The sequence below is a fragment of the Haliscomenobacter sp. genome, from assembly GCF_965225875.1.
Taxonomy (GTDB): Bacteria; Bacteroidota; Bacteroidia; order Chitinophagales; family Saprospiraceae; genus Haliscomenobacter.
The window spans coordinates 1-18,751 of the sequence record NZ_CBDDBS010000002.1; the positions used below are offsets into that span (position 1 = coordinate 1).

Below are 18,751 nucleotides of genomic sequence, written 5' to 3' on the forward strand. Positions count from 1 at the left end.
GCGAAGGGGAAAAAGAAGCCTTGGAAGGCCTCTTGAAACGTTCACCCAAGCCCTATCTTCGAGAGCGAGCGAGTGCCATTTTACAAATTGCGTCTGGTTCCTTTGGCAACGAAGTTGCAAACAAAGGCTTACTGCGACGTCGGCGCAAGAACACGGTCTATGACTGGGTGGTTCGCTACAAAGCAGGAGGCATCAAAGGCTTAGAACAAAAGGCAGGCCGCGGTCGTAAGCCTGGGTTTTCCCCCTCTAAGCCCCCCACAACTACAAACCCAGGTTGAGTTGGTGGTAGGTCAAAGTCCAACTAACTTTGGTTTAGATCAAAGTCGGTGGACGCTAAAGGCATTGAGGGAAAAGATCGAGGCATTTAAGGACTACTCCCTGGGTGGAGTGTGGCAAGTACTCAAAAAAATTGGGGTTCGCCATTTACGAGCACGCCAATATGTACATAGCCCTGATCCAGCTTATCAGGCCAAAGTAGAGTACCTGCTACAGCAAATCCGAAGCCATAATCCTGGAGAGCAGGAAATTTATTTCTTGGATCAGCTCACCGTATATCTCCAGCCCACGATTGGCTATGACTGGAGTCCAGCTTCGCAAAAGCAACCCTTGTGTAGATTAGGTCATTATTCCAATAAAACGTTCAGAATCTGTGGCGCTTTAAATGGACTAACGGGCCAAACCCACTATTTGATTCGTCATAAAATCAAGGTACCCACCATCATTCAATTTTTTGAGGAACTCACCCTGAAGCATCCTCAAAAAACCATTTGGGTCATCCTGGATAATTGGCCGGTTCATTTTCACCCCGACGTCCTTGCTGCTTTAGCTCCTCAGCAATCTCCATTCCCCATAATTTTACCCAAATCATGGCAACATCTCAAGCCTAAAGCAAAGTTCAAGGGTAAAAATTTACCCGTTCAATTGTTGTTTTTGCCCACTTATGCTTCTTGGCTCAATCCCATTGAAAAAATGTGGCGATGGCTCAAGCAAGATCTTTTGCACAATCATCGCCTGGTCGATCAATGGGATGCATTGAAAATTAAAGTCGAACAATGGTTTGCACAACCTGGTCATCAAAACCAGCCTTTGCTTCAATATGTGGGCCTAAGGGCTTTACAGTCGCCTTTTTATCGCCCTTTCGCTGATGTTAGTTCCAATATGTCAAAGAACGCTTTTTAAAGAAAACTTCATAAGCACGTGGCAATTGATGTCCTTCGAGCAAAATGTCCAGTTGTGTGTCGTAGCTCAATATTCGTCATTCGGGTTATTCGTCACTCCTAATCATGGTTTTGCATTTTTTCGTTATCTTGTCCTGGACAAATCAAAGCCAAACGGAAAAACCAAATTTGCCATGACTACACGTCGGAATTTTCTCCAAAAATTCGGTGCATTGGCTGCATTAGGGGCAACTCCGCCCTTTTTAGACAGCGCACAAGGAAAGAATTTTTTACAAAGCATCGAGCGCATCAATGCCTTGAGCCTGGAAGACAGCATCCAGGATGAAACCTTTTGGTACCAGGTCCGTCAAGCTTATACCGTTTCATCGGCCCTCATCAACCTCAACAATGGTGGCGTTTGCCCACAACCCAAGGTGGTACAAGAGGCTGTAGAGCGCTACAATCGCCTAAGTAACGAAACTCCTTCCTACTACATGTGGCGTACCTTGGACGAAGGCCGTGAACCCCTGCGCCGCCGTCTGGCAGATTTGGCCGGAGTATCTCAAGAAGAAGTAGCCATCAACCGCAACTCCTCTGAAGCCTTAGAAACCATTATTTTTGGGCTCCGCCTGCAAGCTGGTGATGAGGTCGTGTTGACCAAACAGGATTATCCCAACATGATCAACGCCTGGAAGCAGCGGGAAAAACGGGATGGTATCGTCCTGAAATGGATCAACCTGGAATTGCCTTCGGAAGATAAAAATTACCTGGTCAAAAGTTATGTAGACGCTTTCAGCGCCAAAACCAAAGTGGTACAGATCACCCACCTCATCAACTGGATGGGTCAAATCCTACCCGTCAAGGAAATTGCCAAAGAAGCCCACAAACGAGGCATTGAAGTGCTGGTCGACGGTGCACATACCTTTGCCCACTTCCAATATTCGGTAGCTGATCTGGACTGCGATTATTATGGCACCAGTTTGCACAAATGGCTTTGCGCTCCCTTTGGAAGTGGCATGTTGTACGTAAAAAAGGAAAAAATCAAAAACCTGTACCCGCTGCTGGCTGCTCCAGATGCGGAAAGTGAAGACATCCGTAAGTTTGAAAACCTGGGTACCCGTTCCTTTGCCATTGAACAGGGCATCAATCAGGCTATTGATTTTCACGAGATGATCGGGGGCGAGCGCAAGGAAAAACGCCTGCATTATTTAAAAAATTATTGGGCCGAAAAAGCCAATGCCATGCCTAGAGTGAAGGTCAAAACCTCTCTCAAGCTCGAATACGGCTGCGCCATCGGTTTGCTTACCGTTGAAGGTAAAAAACCTGCCGAAGTTTCCAATTTTTTACACCAGAACTATAAGATCCACAATGTAGCCATCGAGTGGGAAAACATCAAAGGGGTGCGTCTGACGCCTAATGTGTACACCACTACGCGTGAATTGGATACCTTGGTGAAAGCGATTGAGCAGTTGAGCAAGCAGGTTTAATGTCCAGGCTTGGTTGAACAGCAAGATTTCTTTTTGATTTGGCGGCGCCAAATGTTTTTCACTACAGAGTTTCACAGAGTACACGCAGAGTTTCGTGGAGTTTTTAAGTTTTAAGGAGTTTGCCACCTGCGGTGGCTGGAGGTCGTGCTCCAAGAAAATCTTGCTTAAGATCAAGCCCATGATCATGTGACTTGATGAAGGGTAAGTACCCAAATTTCAACAAAGGCGACCTCAGTGGCCTCTCCGCACCGCAGGCGCCACTAAAAAAACTCCGCGAAACTCTGCGTGTACTCCGTGAAACTCTGCGGAAAAAATATGGACATATTGAAATCGCTGTGTGCATCAGTCGTTCTCACATTAGATGGAGACTAAGCATAGAACTGCGCAATATGAGTTATTAACCATTCGGAAGCCAATTGTATCCATTCGGAAACCAGTACGTACCATTGGGAGAATAATCCTCCAATCCACGGATGATTTGTAGGTATCTTTGAGTTGAATCTTCCAAGCACCAATGCCTGAGCATGAGATATTTTACGCTGTTTTTGCTGTTGTGTAGCCTTTCTGCTTTTGCTCAAAAGCAGGATTTGTTGCACATAGATAGCATCCCTGCTCAGGGCCTTGAGCTCAAACAGGGTTGGAAAATGCAGATGGGAGATGATCCCGAATGGGTAAAAACGGACTACGATGACTCCCAATGGAAAAGTATTGATCCCACTCAGGATTTTAAAAACATCCCAGAACTTTGGAAATCCAGAACGGTTTGGTTTCGACTCAAATTCACTGTTGATAGCAGTTTTACGCAAAAAACATTGGCTTGTATCGTAGCCCAAACCGGGGCTTCAGAAATTTTTTTAAATGGAAAAATGATCGGTAGCTATGGAAAAATAGCTGATCAAAATGGTAAGGTATTGGCCTTTGCACCCAGGAATGGTACAACGTTAGGGCTTCCCCTATACCGATCTGGAACGCAGGTGTTGGCGGTTCGTTTTGCTGTGCAAAAAAATCTACCGTACCTTATTTTTGCTGACCGCCCAAATGTCGCTCTGTCTTTGCATTTAATGGAAGTCGAAAACATAGGTAAGTTTTTACTCAATGAACTCACCCCTTATTTTGAGTTTGGTCGTTTTGGTCTTTATTTGATTTTGGCAGTGATTCATTTCGCCTTATTTCGCTCCAACAAAAAAGAGAAGGCTAACCTTTATTTCTTTTTGTTTGCCCTGCTTAATCTAATTTTGCTTCTTTTCATCGGAGTGGTATATCGACACGTAGACCTGGCCAGTACCAAAATGTTTTTCCTCAGCACCGCTAGCATTTCATATGGACTCAGTTTGTTTTTCTTTTTACAAGGAACCTACGCTATTTTTAGCACACCCAAAGGTCTGATTTACTGGTTTTTGGTGGTTTATTTATGCGCAAGTGTTCTCATCTTGTATAGCAACTACCAAAATGGTTATAACCTGGGCTTTATTCTAGCAAGCATTTTGGTTTTTTTCGAAACTGGTCGCATTGCCTGGTTGGCCACCCGTAAAAAACAAAGGGGGGGTAAAATCATTTTTGGGGGATCAATTGGTTTTTTGGTCTTTTTCTGCTTATTCTATTTGTTTGCTTGGAATTATATCCCGGCTGGTCCCAATTGGATATGGGGCCAATTTGCATTCAGCCTTAGCTTCATCAGCATCCCCGTATCAGTCTCTATTTACCTTGCTCTAGAGTCTTCTTTTGCCAGTCAAACCCTAGCTGAAAAATTAAGGGAAGTGGAACTCCTTTCCCAACGCACCCTGGCCCAGGAGCAGGAAAAACAAGAAATACTGGCTACCCAAAACGAAACGCTAGAGCGTCAGGTAGCTGATCGCACCCTCGAACTCCAACAATCCCTCGAAACTTTGCGGAGTACCCAAACGCAGCTGGTCCAACGCGAAAAAATGGCATCTCTGGGTGAACTGACTGCTGGTATCGCCCACGAAATCCAAAACCCCCTCAACTTTGTCAACAACTTTGCCGAAGTCAGCAGTGAAATGATCGATGAGTTGCAAACAGAAATCAATCAGGGCAATACGGAAGAAGTACAAAGTATAGCTACTGACCTGAAACAAAATCTGGATAAAATCAATCACCACGGCAAACGCGCCAGCAGCATTGTCAAAAACATGCTGGAACATTCCCGCACCAGCAGTGGCCAAAAAACAGCAACCAACCTCAATGTTCTCATCGATGAATGCCTGCGCCTGAGTTACCATGGTTTGCGGGCTCAAATCAAAGGGTTTCAGGCCGATTATGCCTTACAACTGGCAGATCAGCTTCCTTTGGTTAACTTAGTTTCACAAGACATTGGCCGGGTTTTACTCAATCTGTTCAACAATGCTTTTTATGCCGTGGATCAACGACAGAAGTTAGGTGGAGATAAAGATTACCAACCCAAAGTCATCGCTAGTAGCGCTGTTAGCGACCAAGGTATTGAAATCAAGATCAGTGACAACGGCACGGGGATACCCATAGCTTTGCAGGATAAAATCTTCCAACCTTTTTTTACCACCAAACCAAGTGGAGAAGGAACAGGGCTGGGCTTATCGCTCAGTTACGACATCATTACAAAAGGACATCAGGGGCACCTCAGGGTTGAATCTCAAGAAGGACATGGAACTACCTTTATTATTGAATTACCCCTTCGTTAATTCTTAAACCAGTTTAAAATGAGCATCCTAGTTGTTGACGACGAAACCGATATCCGTGCCCTTTTTGAGCAAAAGTTTCGAAAAGAAATTCGGGAGAATGTCTTTACTTTTGAATTTGCCCACTCTGGTGAAGCAGCCCTGGAGTTACTGAAAAAAACAGACAGTAACATCATCCTGATTTTATCCGACATCAACATGCCGGGTATGAGTGGCTTGGAATTGTTGAGGAGAGTGCGGGGAATCTACCCGGAAGCACCTCCCAAAGTGTTCATGGTCACGGCGTATGGAGACAAAGAAAACCGTGAACGAGCCAATGTACTCGGTGCCGATGATTTCCTGACCAAACCCATCGATTTTAGCAACCTCAAAGAAAAACTCCATGAATAAAGTCCTGGTCGTTGATGATGAGCAAGATCTGGAAATCCTGATCAAACAAAAATTACGTCGCCAAATCCGCGAGGGTAAATACGAGTTCTTTTTTGCGAGCGATGGTATAGAAGCACTCAACATCATCAACAGTGACCCCACGATTCATACGGTATTGAGTGACATCAACATGCCCAGGCTGGATGGGCTCAGTTTGTTGCTCAAATTGCACGAAATCAACCCTTTGATCAAAACTGTAATTGTTTCTGCTTACGGCGACATGGACAATATTCGCCTGGCCATGAACCGGGGTGCCTTTGATTTTTTGTGCAAACCCATCAATTTTGATGACCTCGAAACCACCATTGACAAAACCCTGGGTTATGTTAGTCAATTGCAAAACACAGTTCAGGCCTTGCGGGAAAACAACATCTTGAAAATGTATGTCGACCCCACCGTTTTGAATTTCATGGCTTGTTGTGATTTTGAACGGAGCCTTTTTTCCAATGAAACCATCGAGGCTACAGTCGTTTTTATTGACATTTGTGGGTTCACTGCCATCGCCGAAAACGAAACACCGGACGTGGTAGTCAGCATTTTGAATAAATACTTTGACCTGATTGTCAAGGAAGTCACGCATCACGGTGGCTATGTAGACAAATTTATGGGTGACGCAGTAATGGCCGTTTTCAGGGGTGAATTTCACGCGGACAAAGCGGTGGAAGCTTCCCTGGCCGTAGTGAAAAAAATTTGTGCCATCCAACGGGAAGAGAATGTAGGGGTCACCTATAGCCCCAATGTGTCGATTGGCATCAATAGCGGGGAAATGGTGTCTGGCAATATCGGGTCGGTTTCACTAAAACGACTGGATTATACCGTGATCGGTGATGTGGTCAATACTGCCCAACGGATTCAGTCCAGTGGTGGGCCAGGAGAAGTGCTGGTAGGTGAGAACACCTATCAACTGATCAAACAAGCCTTTGTTTGTCAGCGGAAAGATGATGTGCTTGTAAAAAATAAAACGCAGCCGGTACGGATTTATGAAGTAATGGAGTAAAATTCCTCCATCTTGTTTTTAAGCATTTCAGTCGGAAATTACAGTAGGCAGGTTCAAAATACTGCCACCGTATTTTTATTCCCGGTGTCTAAGCGGGTAGTCAACACCTAATGTTTTTACCCTAAACACTTTTGACACCATGAGAAAAAACAGTTTTTTCACCTTGTGTTTATTGATTTTGTTGAGTCAGTTGAGTGTCGCTCAGCCCATTGTAGCCGTGGATGCAGTAGCCCTGCTCAATGAATTACCTCAGCCTTGCAGCACTTTCCCCGAAGCTTATGCAAGGGTTTATCCCAACGGCAGCGCCAGCGCTAACACCCTCGCTTTTTACCAAAACTGGACCCACAAACTGGAAAACCATATCCAGCAAAGCCAGGCCATTTCCGCCAATTTTTACCGCCAAAATCCTATGGGTTACAACACCGCAGCAGCTCAACCCGTGGCCAACAACGTCAGCCCAGCTCAAAAAGCGGCCATGGACAACGCCACCCGTGAAATGGCTCAAAAAATGTTGAGCGATCCCGCCTTTGCCCAAAAATTTGCCCAGATGAGTGAGGCAGAGCAACAAGCTTACATTGCCCAGCAACTGAGTAAAAATGGCATCAAACCCGCAGTGGGCACCCCGAATAGTAAAGTTGCTGCACCAGCAGGCATGGACGTCGACTGGATGGGCATGACCACTACCTTGATGCAATCCATGGCGGATATGAGTATGACCGAGGCTCAAGGTGCTGTACAAGAGCGTTATGCGCAAAAACACGAAGAAGTCCAAAAATGGGCAGATGCCGAAATCAAAAAGCTCCCATTGATCGCCATGGGTGAATATGGCCGGGATCGCGATCCTACCAAAGTAAAAGCCATTCAGCTGCAAGCCCGCAACAAACACGCGGAGGTAGCTAGTGCCATGTTGAAAGAAATGTTGCCCCTTTTGGCTCAATTCCGCAAAGCCTTCAGTGACAAAATCAGCGCCTTGAATGCTGCTTTTAAACAGGTAGAGTATGGGAAAGCGTACAATTTCGGCTTGTTTTACACTCAGGTGCTCCAGGCGCAGGCCTTCATGCTCACGGGGCAGCACAGTTTGTTGAGTAATGAAATTGCGGTGATGGAAGAATGTGCGCGTTGGGAACGGGAACGGAAAACACCCTAGGCACCTATAATCTGAGGTGTCCCTTAAGTGCCTTAAGTTTCTTAGGTGGTGAATAAAAAGTTTTCTTTCACCACCTAAGAAACTTAAGCCACTTAAGGGACACCTTAGTTATACTGAGCAATAATGATTTTTTCCTATTTTTGACCATCGAAGTTTTTAACCTAACCATCAAACCTCCCACTCATGAAATTGCTTTGGCTGCCTATTTTTTTCCTATGTAGTATTTTTTTCAAAGGCCCAGACGAACCCATCCTGACCGGAGCGGAGCAAATAGACACCTACTTACCCTATTTAAAAGGCAAAAAAGTAGGTATGTTGGTGAATCAAACTTCGATCATCGGCAAAAAGCTAAGTGTTGATACACTGCAAGCCCTGGGCGTAGACATCAAACTCATCTTCGGGCCCGAACACGGCTTTCGCAACAACGCCAGCAATGGTGATCACGTAGCAGACGAAGTGGATCCCAAAACGGGCATCAAAATCGTTTCATTGTACGGCAAAAAAAGCCGCCCTACCCCAGAGGAAATGGCCCAAATTGACGTGCTCATTTTTGACATTCAGGATGTAGGTTGCCGTTTTTACACCTACATCAACACCCTGCGCGACGCCATGCGCTCCTGTGCCGAGGCGGACAAAGAATTGGTGATTCTGGATCGGCCCAATCCCAATGATTTTGTCGACGGTCCCATTCTGGACATGGCCCTGGAGTCGGGTATTGGCCGTTTCCCAATTCCCATCACCCACGGCATGACCATTGGCGAATTCGCCCAAATGATCAACGGTGAAGGTTGGATTGCCAACAAGCAGCAGTGCAAACTCAAAATCATTCCCCTTAAAAACTATACCCACGGCATGGATTACACCTTACCCGTGGCTCCTTCGCCCAACTTGAACACCCAGCAGTCGATCCTGCTGTATCCTTCCCTTTGTCTGTTTGAGGGTACCATTCTGAGTCAGGGTCGGGGTACTTATATGCCTTTTACCGTGTTGGGGGCCCCTGCACTGAAGGGTAAATTCGATTTTTCCTTTACTCCGGTAAGCCTCAAGGGTATGTCGGAAACGCCGCTGCACCAGGATCAGGCCTGCTATGGCCTTGACTTACGGGAATACAAACTGGATTCCTTCCGCAAAAAGGGTCGCATCAACATCCGCTGGATGATCGATATGTACAAGGCTTATCCCATCAAAGAAAAATTCTTCGACCGGAGTCAAAGCCGCCAAATGGGCAACATCGACTTTTTAGCAGGCACCAAACAGTTTAAAGAGCAAATCATTGCCAGGAAAAAGGAAAAGGAAATCCGCAAGAGCTGGGAGCCGGGGCTGTCGAAGTACAAGGAGATGCGGAAGAAGTATTTGTTGTATGAGGAAGATTGAAAAGTGAAATTTGGGGCAAAATCTAAAAAGGACTCAAAGGACACAAAGCAAAACATTGTCAATGTATAACTTTGTGTCCTTTGAGTCCTCTTTTTTCCCTTTGTGACAATGAAATGTCGCTGTGGGTTTAACGAAGACGTATAACCCTGCGTATCTACAGCCGTAGGGCCTGGCGGAGGCGCAAGATTTTGCGTTTCTACTCTACCCGCTTCTTCTTCGCCTCAATTTCCTGGATCTTCATCTGCTGCCGCTCCATTTCCTGGCGACGATTGTTTTGATTGGCGTTGTTGACTTCCAGCTCTTTTTTCGCCTGATTGATGCGTTGTTCAGCATCGGCAATTTCTTTTTTCAGGCGTTCTTCCTCCTTGATCAGTTTGTCAAATTCTTTTTTCTGGTCCTTAAACACCAGTTCTTCTGCTTCCTGCTCCAATTCGATTTTGCGCACCCGGGTACGACGGCCAAATTCGCTCAACCACTGCTCAAAAGCATCAATTTTATCGGGGTGCTGGCGACGAGCCAAAAAGGCACCACCCAAATCAACCCACACTATGATTTCCGTTTGTTTGTTGCGTTCGGTAAAGGTGGCATAAATGTCCAACAAGTTGGTGCTGATGGCGGGTATGGAAGCGTCGTCGGCAAATACCTCATTGGTTTTGCGGTCTTTTTTGGTTTTAGCTTTGGTATCCTTCAAATAATCGATCCACAAACGTTCGGTTTCTTTGGCATCCAAATCACTGACGTTCATGGAAAAGCCAGGTTTGGAACCCTGGCTCATGGTGCGTTCATTTTCCTGAATGTTTTGGGCCAACAAATTGGTCATGGGAAGTAAGAACATCAGCCAGATGCTGAAGTTGGATAACTTTTTCATAAGTTCTTTTTTTAATTAGACTTTAGAAATTGGGCATGGTCACTTACCCAATTGTTTTGTTGTGGGACAAAAATAGGCAGAAGAATGATGAGAGATGAATGATAAATGATGAATTTTTCATCACTCATCATTTATCATTCATCATTTATCACTTACAAAGGTATATTCCCATGCTTCTTCTTCGGCAAGTGCGCCACCTTGTTTTCGATCGAAGCAAAAGCTTTGATGAGTTTACGGCGGGTGAGGCAGGGGTCGATTACTTCATCGATGTAGCCGCGCTCAGCCGCCTGGTAGGGGTGCGCAAAAGCTTCCTGGTATTCTTTTTCTTTTTGGAGGAGCATGGCTTCGGGGTCCTCTGCTTCCAGGATTTCTTTGCGGAAGATGATTTCCGAAGCTCCTTTGGCACCCATTACGGCAATTTCCGCGCCGGGCCAGGCGTAATTAAGGTCGGCACCAATGTGTTTGGAGTTCATCACGTCGTAAGCGCCGCCGTAGGCTTTGCGGGTAATGACGGTGATGCGTGGCACTGTAGCCTCGCTGAAGGCATACAGCAATTTGGCCCCGTTGACGATGATCCCGTTCCATTCCTGATCCGTTCCTGGCAAAAAGCCAGGTACATCTACCAACACCAGCAAGGGGATATTAAAACTGTCGCAAAAACGGACAAAACGCCCCCCTTTGCGGGAACTGTTCACATCGAGTACTCCGGCCAAACTGATCGGCTGATTGGCAATGATTCCGATGCTCCGGCCCGCCAAACGGGCAAAACCCACCACGATGTTTTCGGCAAAGGACTCCTGGACTTCCATAAACGAGGCCTCATCCACAATACCGTTGATGACATCGCGCATGTCGTAGGGCTGATTGGGGTTGTCGGGTACGATGTTGCGCAACTCTTCCCGCCATTCTTCGCCCAAATCGTAAGCCTTTAAACTTGGTTTTTCCTCGCAGTTCTGGGGCATATAGCTGACCAGTTGCCGGATTTTTTGCAAACAATCGATGTCGTTGGCAGCGGTGAGGTGGGTAACGCCCGATTTGGTGGAGTGTGCACTGGCACCCCCAAGATCCTCCGAGCTGACGTCTTCATTCGTGACCGTTTTGACCACGTTGGGGCCAGTCACAAACATGTAGGAACTGTTTTCTACCATGATGATAAAGTCGGTCATGGCGGGTGAATACACCGCTCCCCCAGCACACGGGCCCATGATGGCCGAAATTTGGGGCACCACTCCAGAAGCCATTACATTCCGGTAAAAAATATCTGCGTAGCCCCCCAAAGAGGCCACCCCTTCCTGAATCCGGGCACCGCCTGAGTCGTTCAAACCAATCACTGGCGCACCATTGCGCATGGCCAGATCCATAATTTTACAGATCTTTTCAGCGTGGGCTTCCGAAAGAGAACCACCAAAGACGGTAAAATCCTGTGAAAAAACGTACACCAAACGTCCATCAATGGTACCATATCCTGTGATGACCCCATCGCCCAGGAAACGTTGGTTTTCCATCCCAAAATCCCGACTGCGGTGTTGCACAAACATGCCTATTTCTTCAAACGAACCCGGATCGAGTAAAAAATGGACGCGTTCGCGAGCCGTCAATTTTCCTTTTTTGTGCTGGGCATCAATCCGTTGCTGCCCACCGCCGAGCCGGGCCTCAGCGATTTTTTGTTCGAGGGTCAAAAGCTTGTCTTTCATTGGAACTATTATAGCGGGAAAGATAGAAACTTTTCATGGGCGAAAAAGGATACAAATGTCAATATTCAGGGTTGACATTGGTTGATTTTGCTCAATTAAGGGTCTCCATAGTAGTGGGGCAAAAAATAAATGTTCATTTTTCTTGAGCTAGAGGATTAGATAAGCCACTTGAAATGAACCGTTTCCTTATCTAATCCTCTAGCAAAATGAACACTTATTTTTTTATCGCCCCATTCCAAATTTCTTTGGTTCTTTGCGACTTTGCACGTACTTTTGCTGTCGATTGTCCTGATCGCATTTTTCCTAAGGTCATTTTTTTGCCTAACCATTTACTGACAGCCTTAGGTTTTAATAACGTTCAATTTCAAAAAACTCAAAACATGTCTGTTGCGACTACCTCTCGTCTGTCTCAGCGCGTACTGCAGATGGCAGAATCCGAGACGCTTAAAATGGCGGCAATGGCTCGGGAACTCAAAGCCCAAGGCCACAATGTGATCAACCTGAGTTTGGGGGAGCCTGATTTTGATACCCCCAGCCACATCAAGGAAGCGGCTAAAAAAGCGCTGGATGATGGCATTACCAAATACACGCCGGTAGCAGGTTTGCAGGAACTGCGGGAAGCCATCAAGGTGAAGTTCAAACGCGACAACAACCTGGATTACAACCTCAACCAGATTGTAGTTTCCAATGGCGCCAAACAATCGCTGGCAAATATTTTCTTGTCAATTCTGGATCCCGGTGATGAAGTAATCATCCTGGCGCCTTATTGGGTGTCTTATTCGGCGATTGTAGAATTGGCAGAAGGTAAGTCAGTGATCCTTAAGTCGAGCTTTGAGCAAGATTACAAGGTGCCCGCTTCCGAAATCGCCGCAGCCATCACCGATCGCACCAAGGCCATCATCTTCTCCTCCCCCTCCAACCCAACCGGGATGGTGTATTCACACGAGGAGTTGAAAGCCATTGCCGATGTGATCGCTCAGCACGAAGACATTCTCATCGTTTCTGATGAGATTTATGAATTCATCAATTTTGGCGAAAAACACGTCAGCATTGGTGCGTTTGAAAATGTCAAAAACCAAACGGTTACCGTCAATGGTTTTGCCAAGGGTTATGCCATGACTGGCTGGCGCCTGGGCTACATCGGTGCACCCGCTTGGTTGGCCGATGCTTGCACCAAAATTCAGGGACAGGTAACCTCTGGGGCCAACTCCTTCAGCCAAAAGGCAGCCGCTTTTGCACTGTTGGCAGACATGACGCCAACCTATGAAATGCGTGAAGCTTTCCTCAAACGCCGTGATCTGGTGATTGCTGGTTTGAGCAAAATTCCTGGGTTTAAGGTCAATCAGCCACAAGGGGCTTTTTACATTTTCCCAGACATCAGTGCTTATTTTGGCACCACCGATGGTGAAACCGCCGTCAACGACGCCAATGACTTCTGCGATTACCTGATGATGAAGGCGCATGTTGCTACCGTTTCAGGAGTTGCTTTTGGTGCTGACAACTGTTTCCGGATTTCATATGCTGCTTCGGAGGCAGAATTGAATGAAGCAATCAAACGCATTGCCGAGGCAGTTGGAAAATTGCGTTAAGTATGACGCAAAAAATTACTTCCCGATTTTTTTGAGGCTTTTGAATAGGAAGCTCACTTGAAATGAACCGTTCGACTTCCTATTCAAAACCCAAATCGGGAAGTTAATTTTTCTGCGTTGTTAAAAAGTTTTAAAATAAGTTAAAGTTCCTCTAAGAAGCTTGAATATAAAAGCAGATTAGAGGAACTTTACACCCGACAATAGAGTTATAACAATTATAATTCAAGCTCACACAACACTTTTTTCTACACCTAATCAACTGTTTATCATGCAGAAGCACTTCATCCTTACTGCAGTCATTTGTATGGCTGCAATCAGCTCTTCCTTTGCCCAGGTAGATGTAAAAGTTGGCCCATTTGCCCCATTGTTCGGAACACTGAATCTGCGCAGCGAATTCGGCCTCAGCGACAATTTTGGCCTTGAAGCCGTTGTTGGTGGCTCCTGGAACAAGATCAATTTTAATGAAGGAGATGACCTCAAAAACACCACTTTGCGTTTTGGCGTCAATGGTCGTTATTACTTCAACCCCAGCGATATTGGCCTCGACAAGTTTTACACGGGCTTGTACACCCGCTATTCCTCTGGTAAAGCGCGCAGTACGGCCGAGGACGCCGATGAGTACAACACCAGCCGTTTTTCGGGAGGCTTCCTGGTGGGTTTTAAAACTTTCGCCCGCAACGAACGCCTTCACTTCGACTTCAACATTGGTTTTGGCCGTGCTTTTGTGTACAACATCGATGGCATTGGGGATGCTGAACCAGTAGACCTGAGCGAAATTCCACTCTTGAATTGGGATATCCCGCTGACCATGGTCATTGGCTATCGATTCGGGAAGTAGTTTTAATTGACGAATTTTTCGAATGAGGAATGACGAATAATTGCCCGGAGTTGGGTGTTATTCGTCATTCGTCATTTATGGCGTTCGCCATTCGTTCCACCTTTACTGCCTTCCGTCTATTTCCTTCCTCCACACTTCCCGGTTTTGTTTTTTTCCAATAATTTCAACGCATTAAGGATTAGTATAAAACTTTCAACACCAACACGATTTTCTATGAAAAAACAATGGCTCATTGTCGGCATATGTATGCTGATGCTCCATTTGGTTAACGCCCAAAACAGACCAGGTAACAATCCAAACACCACCACTCCCCCACCGCCGCCGCCGACAACCGGCGCTGCGCCCAAGGATGACAAAGTGACTTCACCTACCCGCACCCTCAATCCCGACCATTTTGTAGAAACCACCCGGGAGGTGACCGTTAAAGGCCAAAAAGTGCCTTACCGTGCCCATGCAGGTACGATTCCGGTGTGGGATGAAGAAGGAAAAATTCTCGCCGGGCTGTTTTACACCTATTATGAACGTACCGATGTGAAAGACCGCGCCAATCGCCCCCTGGTGATTTCGTTCAACGGTGGCCCTGGTTCCGCTTCGGTGTGGATGCACATTGCCTACACCGGGCCGCGCATCCTGCAAATCGACGATGAGGGCTACCCCACCATGCCCTACGGCATCAAGGACAACCCCTACTCCATCCTTGATGTGGCCGACATTGTGCACATCGACCCAGTGAATACAGGCTTTTCGCGCATTGTAGCCAAGGATGTCCCCCCTGCCAGGTTTTTTGGAGTGAACGCCGACATCAAGTACCTGGCGGAATGGCTCAACACCTTTGTCAGCCGCTACAACCGTTGGGCTTCACCGAAGTACCTGATTGGGGAAAGTTATGGCACCACCCGGGTATCGGGACTGGCGCTGGAACTGCAAAACTCGCAATGGATGTACCTGAATGGGGTAATCCTGGTCTCTCCTACCGAGCTGGGCATTCTGCGCGACGGTGCGGTTGATCAGGCCCTGCGTTTGCCTTTCTTCGCGGCTACTGCCTGGTACCACAAGGCCTTATCAGCCGATTTGCAGCAAAAAGACCTCACGGCCCTCTTGCCCGAAGTGGAGGCCTTCACCATGAATGAGTTGCTGCCCGCCATTGCCCATGGACACTCGCTGGACGAGGCCAGGAAAAAAGCGGTAGTGGCCAAATTTGCAAAATATTCCGGTCTGAAAGAAGACGTGATTCTCAAAGCCAACCTGGACATTACGGTGCAGTTTTTCTGGAAGGAACTGCTGCGTGACAAGGGCTACACCGTAGGCCGCCTGGATTCGCGCTACCTGGGGATCGATCGGCAGGACATAGGTTTGGCGCCCGATTACAGTGCTGAGCTTACTTCCTGGCTGCATTCCTTCACACCACCGATCAACATCTACCTGCGCGAAGAATTGAAGTACAAAACCGACCTGAAGTACAACATGTTTGGCCCCGTGAACCCCTGGGATCGGACCAATGACCGCACGGGTGAAAACCTGCGCCAGGCCATGGCGCAAAACCCTTACCTGCATCTGATGGTGCAATCGGGCTACTACGATGGCGCTTGCGACTACTTCAACGCCAAATACAACATGTGGCAAATGGACCCCAGTGGCAAACTGAAAGACAGGATGAGCTGGAAGGGTTATCGCAGCGGGCACATGATGTACCTGCGCAAGGAAGACCTGGAGACGAGCAATGAGGATATCCGGGAGTTCATCAAAAAGTCCTTGCCCAAGCCCGGGCAGCCGGCCAAGTATTAATTCTCTTCCTTAGGTGCCCCTTCAGTGCCTTTGGTTTCTTAGGTGGTGAAATTTTGCCCCGCTTCGCGAGGCGGTTTCTTTCACCACCTAAGAAACCAAAGGCACTGAAGAGGCACCTAAGTATTTTTACTTTTCCTTGTTCTCCACCCATTTTTGGAGTTTCGACAATTCTTCCTGGATGGTTGCCTTGCTCCACCAATTCCCCGCGTGAATCACCCCCTCAATCTGCTGCGTAGCCCGAATGTTTTGCAATGGGTTCGCATCCAGCAGCAATAAGTCAGCCATTTTGCCTTTACTCACCGCTCCGTAATCCTTGCTTAAACCCAAAAATGCCGGGCCATTGATCACCGAAGCCTTCAAAGCCTCCCGCGGACTTAAACCATAACGCACCATCAACTCCAGCTCCTGGTGCATGCCCAAGCCGGGATAATCAAAAGAATTGAGGTAGCCCGCATCCGTTCCGGCGATGATGGTCATGCCAGCGCGATGCAGCAAAGGCAGCAGGGAGGCAGCCGTTTCAAACAGGCGGTGCCGCAAGTCGATGGCCGCCGAGTCATCCTTCATGGCCCGATCGATGCGCCATTGGTAGGTGCGTTTGAACTCCGGCCCGAGGTAAGTCAGGTAATAATCGTTTTTGTGGTCGTTTTGATCCAGGTATGCCGTGGCGTAGCTACCAATCATGGTGGGCACTACGGCGGTGCCATTGGTGGCGAGTTTGCGGTAATTGGCCAGGGCGGTGAAGGTGTCCAGGGTGGCGAGGAATTGTTCATTCGCCTGGCGGGCGGTCAGCGTGCCTGCTGCGCGCTGTTTGGTGATTTCCTGCTCCTGGCGCGAGGCCGCCCGGATGACGTAGCCCAGGTGCTCGATGGCCGACAAACCCGCTCCGGCTACCTCCTGAATGGTCAAGGCGACCGGAATGTGCCCGGTGACCTTCCAACCCCGCTTGCGCGCTTCGCGGATGCTTTGCAGAAACAATTGGGGCTCCAGGGTATTATCGGTGATTTTGACAAAATCCACCTTGAGTTTTTGCAGGGAGTCCAGGGCTTGTTGCAACTCGACGGTCGTGGCAATTTCCAGATCGCCCGGCCAGATGGATTTTTTGCCTTCCAGTTTGGGTCCGGAGGTGAAAATGCGTGGCCCTACCCGTTTGCCTTCCTGGATTTCCTTACGCCATTGGAGTACCGATAAACTGATGTCACCCGCGCAGTCGCGCACCGCCGTGACGCCCATGGCCAGGAAAAGGGGCAGGAGTTGTTCGTTTTCGTCGATGAGGGTATCGCCGCCAAAGTGAACGTGGTTATCCCAAAGGCCGGGCATGAGGTATTTGTCTTTGGCAATGAGGATTTGTTCGGCTTCGGGTAATTTCCCTTTGGGTGGTCCGGCATAAATGATGCGATTGCCCTTGATGCTCACGATCTGATTGGGCAGGATTTTCCCGGTCGCTACATCAACGATGTTGACTTGGGTAATGAGCAGATCGACTTGGGCCTGGAGGGGAATAAACAGGGCAAGCAAGACAAGGAGCGCAAAGGTTTTCATGGTAGGCAGGTTTTGGGTGTAAAAAACGGAATTTTTAGGGAGATGCCGAAATACTTATTGGGCCACACCTTGAATCGCCTACCCTGCACGACTAGGAGTAGGATCTGGAACTCGTGATCGTCGAGCCCGCTCGCGCAGCGAGCATTTTGGGATCGAAGAGCGCCCACCTCCACACTTTACCAAAACTTTTATTTTTCCCTCCCCAACAAAAATCATTGTCCACTCCCGACCAAATCCTCCATTTTGCGGTTTACTATTTCGAGAAAACCTATTTTTGAACAGGTGTTTCAAAAGCCACTACCATTATGAATAAATTCCGTGTTTTATTCTACCTCTTGCTGGTCTTCAGCTTGTGGACTTGTGACAAGGAGGACAAAAATAGCGATACCGGCGGCGAATTGACCCTCAATTTCCGGGGTTTGTACGAGCAGAACAAACTCAAGATGTTCAATGCAGACTATGCCTATGCCGACAACATGAAGTTGCGCTTTCAACTGTTCCAGTTCTACATTTCGGATGTGGCCCTGTTGAAGACCGATGACCCCAAGGGCGACAGCCTCCAGCTCATCGACGTGGAATTGGTTTCTTTCAAAAACATCCAATCCGACGATGCGGCGCAAAAAGGCATCAATTTTACCATCAAAAACATTCCGCCGGGTACTTATAAAGGCATCAAACTGGGCCTGGGCGTTTCTGCCGATCTGAATGCCGTTGGCCCGAGCAGCTATACCCCACCCCACCCGCTGGACGACAATTATTGGTCCTGGGCCAAGGGCTATGTGTTCACCAAAATTGAAGGCAATGCCGATCTGGACAACAGTGGAAAGTACGCCACCAAAATCACCTTCCACATCGGGGAAAATGAGTTTTTCCGCAAAAAGGTGTTTTTGAAAGACATTGTGATCAAAGACAAAAGCAACAGCAATTTGGCGCTGGATGTTGATTTGCACCGGGTCCTGGCGCAGTCCAGCTCGAATTACCTGGATTTCCGCAAGGTCACCCAGGATCATACGGTGGATAAGGCCATTGCCCAATTTATTGCGGATAATTTGGGGGAAGCGGTGAAGGTGCATCAGGAGTAGGTGATGAAAATGGGAGCTGTTAGCATAAAATGGATAAAAGAGGCTAGTTGTATGCTGGAGGTTGAGGGAATGGTTGAACAGGTTGCTCTTGTC

The 18,751-nt window shown here is 47.5% G+C and carries 14 protein-coding genes and 1 pseudogene; 12 read left to right on the forward strand and 3 right to left on the reverse strand.

The features are described from left to right. The 8 genes and pseudogenes from ACO08K_RS03120 to ACO08K_RS03155 form a co-directional block, all read left to right on the forward strand. Window positions 1-278, forward strand: a pseudogene (locus tag ACO08K_RS03120) (hypothetical protein); the annotation flags it as partial. Between the two features lie 4 nt (window positions 279-282). Further along, window positions 283-1,179, forward strand: coding sequence for an IS630 family transposase (locus ACO08K_RS03125; RefSeq protein ID WP_421798283.1), 897 nt, complete (start codon window positions 283-285; stop codon window positions 1,177-1,179). A 172-nt stretch (window positions 1,180-1,351) separates the two neighbouring features. Next, window positions 1,352-2,644, forward strand: a complete 1,293-nt coding sequence (locus ACO08K_RS03130) for an aminotransferase class V-fold PLP-dependent enzyme (protein WP_421794938.1) — start codon at window positions 1,352-1,354, stop codon at window positions 2,642-2,644. A 524-nt stretch (window positions 2,645-3,168) separates the two neighbouring features. Next, on the forward strand, window positions 3,169-5,319 hold the full coding sequence (locus ACO08K_RS03135; RefSeq protein WP_421794939.1) for an ATP-binding protein: 2,151 nt from the start codon (window positions 3,169-3,171) through the stop codon (window positions 5,317-5,319). A gap of 18 nt (window positions 5,320-5,337) precedes the next feature. After that, window positions 5,338-5,706 (forward strand): response regulator, encoded by a 369-nt coding sequence (locus ACO08K_RS03140; RefSeq protein WP_421794940.1) that lies wholly within the window; start codon window positions 5,338-5,340, stop codon window positions 5,704-5,706. Further along, on the forward strand, window positions 5,699-6,742 hold the full coding sequence (locus tag ACO08K_RS03145) for an adenylate/guanylate cyclase domain-containing protein (RefSeq protein WP_421794941.1): 1,044 nt from the start codon (window positions 5,699-5,701) through the stop codon (window positions 6,740-6,742). Before ACO08K_RS03140 ends, ACO08K_RS03145 begins: the two co-directional genes overlap by 8 nt. A 139-nt stretch (window positions 6,743-6,881) precedes the next feature. After that, window positions 6,882-7,889: a hypothetical protein gene (locus tag ACO08K_RS03150; RefSeq protein WP_421794942.1), complete on the forward strand. Its 1,008-nt coding sequence runs from the start codon at window positions 6,882-6,884 to the stop codon at window positions 7,887-7,889. Between the two features lie 183 nt (window positions 7,890-8,072). After that, the gene (locus ACO08K_RS03155; RefSeq protein WP_421794943.1) at window positions 8,073-9,263 is read left to right on the forward strand and encodes an exo-beta-N-acetylmuramidase NamZ family protein; all 1,191 of its coding nucleotides are present in this window, start codon (window positions 8,073-8,075) and stop codon (window positions 9,261-9,263) included. A 196-nt stretch (window positions 9,264-9,459) separates the two neighbouring features. On the opposite strand, the gene ACO08K_RS03160 is transcribed toward ACO08K_RS03155, so the two are convergent. After that, window positions 9,460-10,131, reverse strand: a complete 672-nt coding sequence (locus tag ACO08K_RS03160; RefSeq protein WP_421794944.1) for a hypothetical protein — start codon at window positions 10,129-10,131, stop codon at window positions 9,460-9,462. A 152-nt stretch (window positions 10,132-10,283) separates the two neighbouring features. Then, window positions 10,284-11,825, reverse strand: coding sequence for an acyl-CoA carboxylase subunit beta (locus ACO08K_RS03165; protein ID WP_421794945.1), 1,542 nt, complete (start codon window positions 11,823-11,825; stop codon window positions 10,284-10,286). A gap of 380 nt (window positions 11,826-12,205) precedes the next feature. On the opposite strand from ACO08K_RS03165, the gene ACO08K_RS03170 reads away from it, so the two are divergent. The 3 genes from ACO08K_RS03170 (at window position 12,206) to ACO08K_RS03180 (ending at window position 16,037) form a co-directional block, all read left to right on the forward strand. Next, complete coding sequence (locus ACO08K_RS03170) at window positions 12,206-13,414, forward strand: pyridoxal phosphate-dependent aminotransferase (RefSeq protein WP_421794946.1); 1,209 nt, start codon at window positions 12,206-12,208, stop codon at window positions 13,412-13,414. Between the two features lie 268 nt (window positions 13,415-13,682). Next, the gene (locus ACO08K_RS03175; protein ID WP_421794947.1) at window positions 13,683-14,252 is read left to right on the forward strand and encodes a DUF3575 domain-containing protein; all 570 of its coding nucleotides are present in this window, start codon (window positions 13,683-13,685) and stop codon (window positions 14,250-14,252) included. A 213-nt stretch (window positions 14,253-14,465) separates the two neighbouring features. Beyond that, window positions 14,466-16,037 (forward strand): S10 family peptidase, encoded by a 1,572-nt coding sequence (locus ACO08K_RS03180; protein WP_421794948.1) that lies wholly within the window; start codon window positions 14,466-14,468, stop codon window positions 16,035-16,037. Window positions 16,038-16,163: 126 nt separating this feature from the next. Here ACO08K_RS03180 and ACO08K_RS03185 read toward each other — a convergent pair whose 3' ends face one another. Continuing rightward, a complete protein-coding gene (locus ACO08K_RS03185; protein WP_421794949.1) occupies window positions 16,164-17,576 on the reverse strand; it encodes an amidohydrolase family protein in 1,413 nt (470 codons plus the stop codon). Between the two features lie 305 nt (window positions 17,577-17,881). Between ACO08K_RS03185 and ACO08K_RS03190 the strand changes: the two genes are divergently transcribed. Further along, a complete protein-coding gene (locus ACO08K_RS03190) occupies window positions 17,882-18,658 on the forward strand; it encodes an MbnP family protein (RefSeq protein WP_421794950.1) in 777 nt (258 codons plus the stop codon). Window positions 18,659-18,751 lie beyond the last annotated feature (93 nt).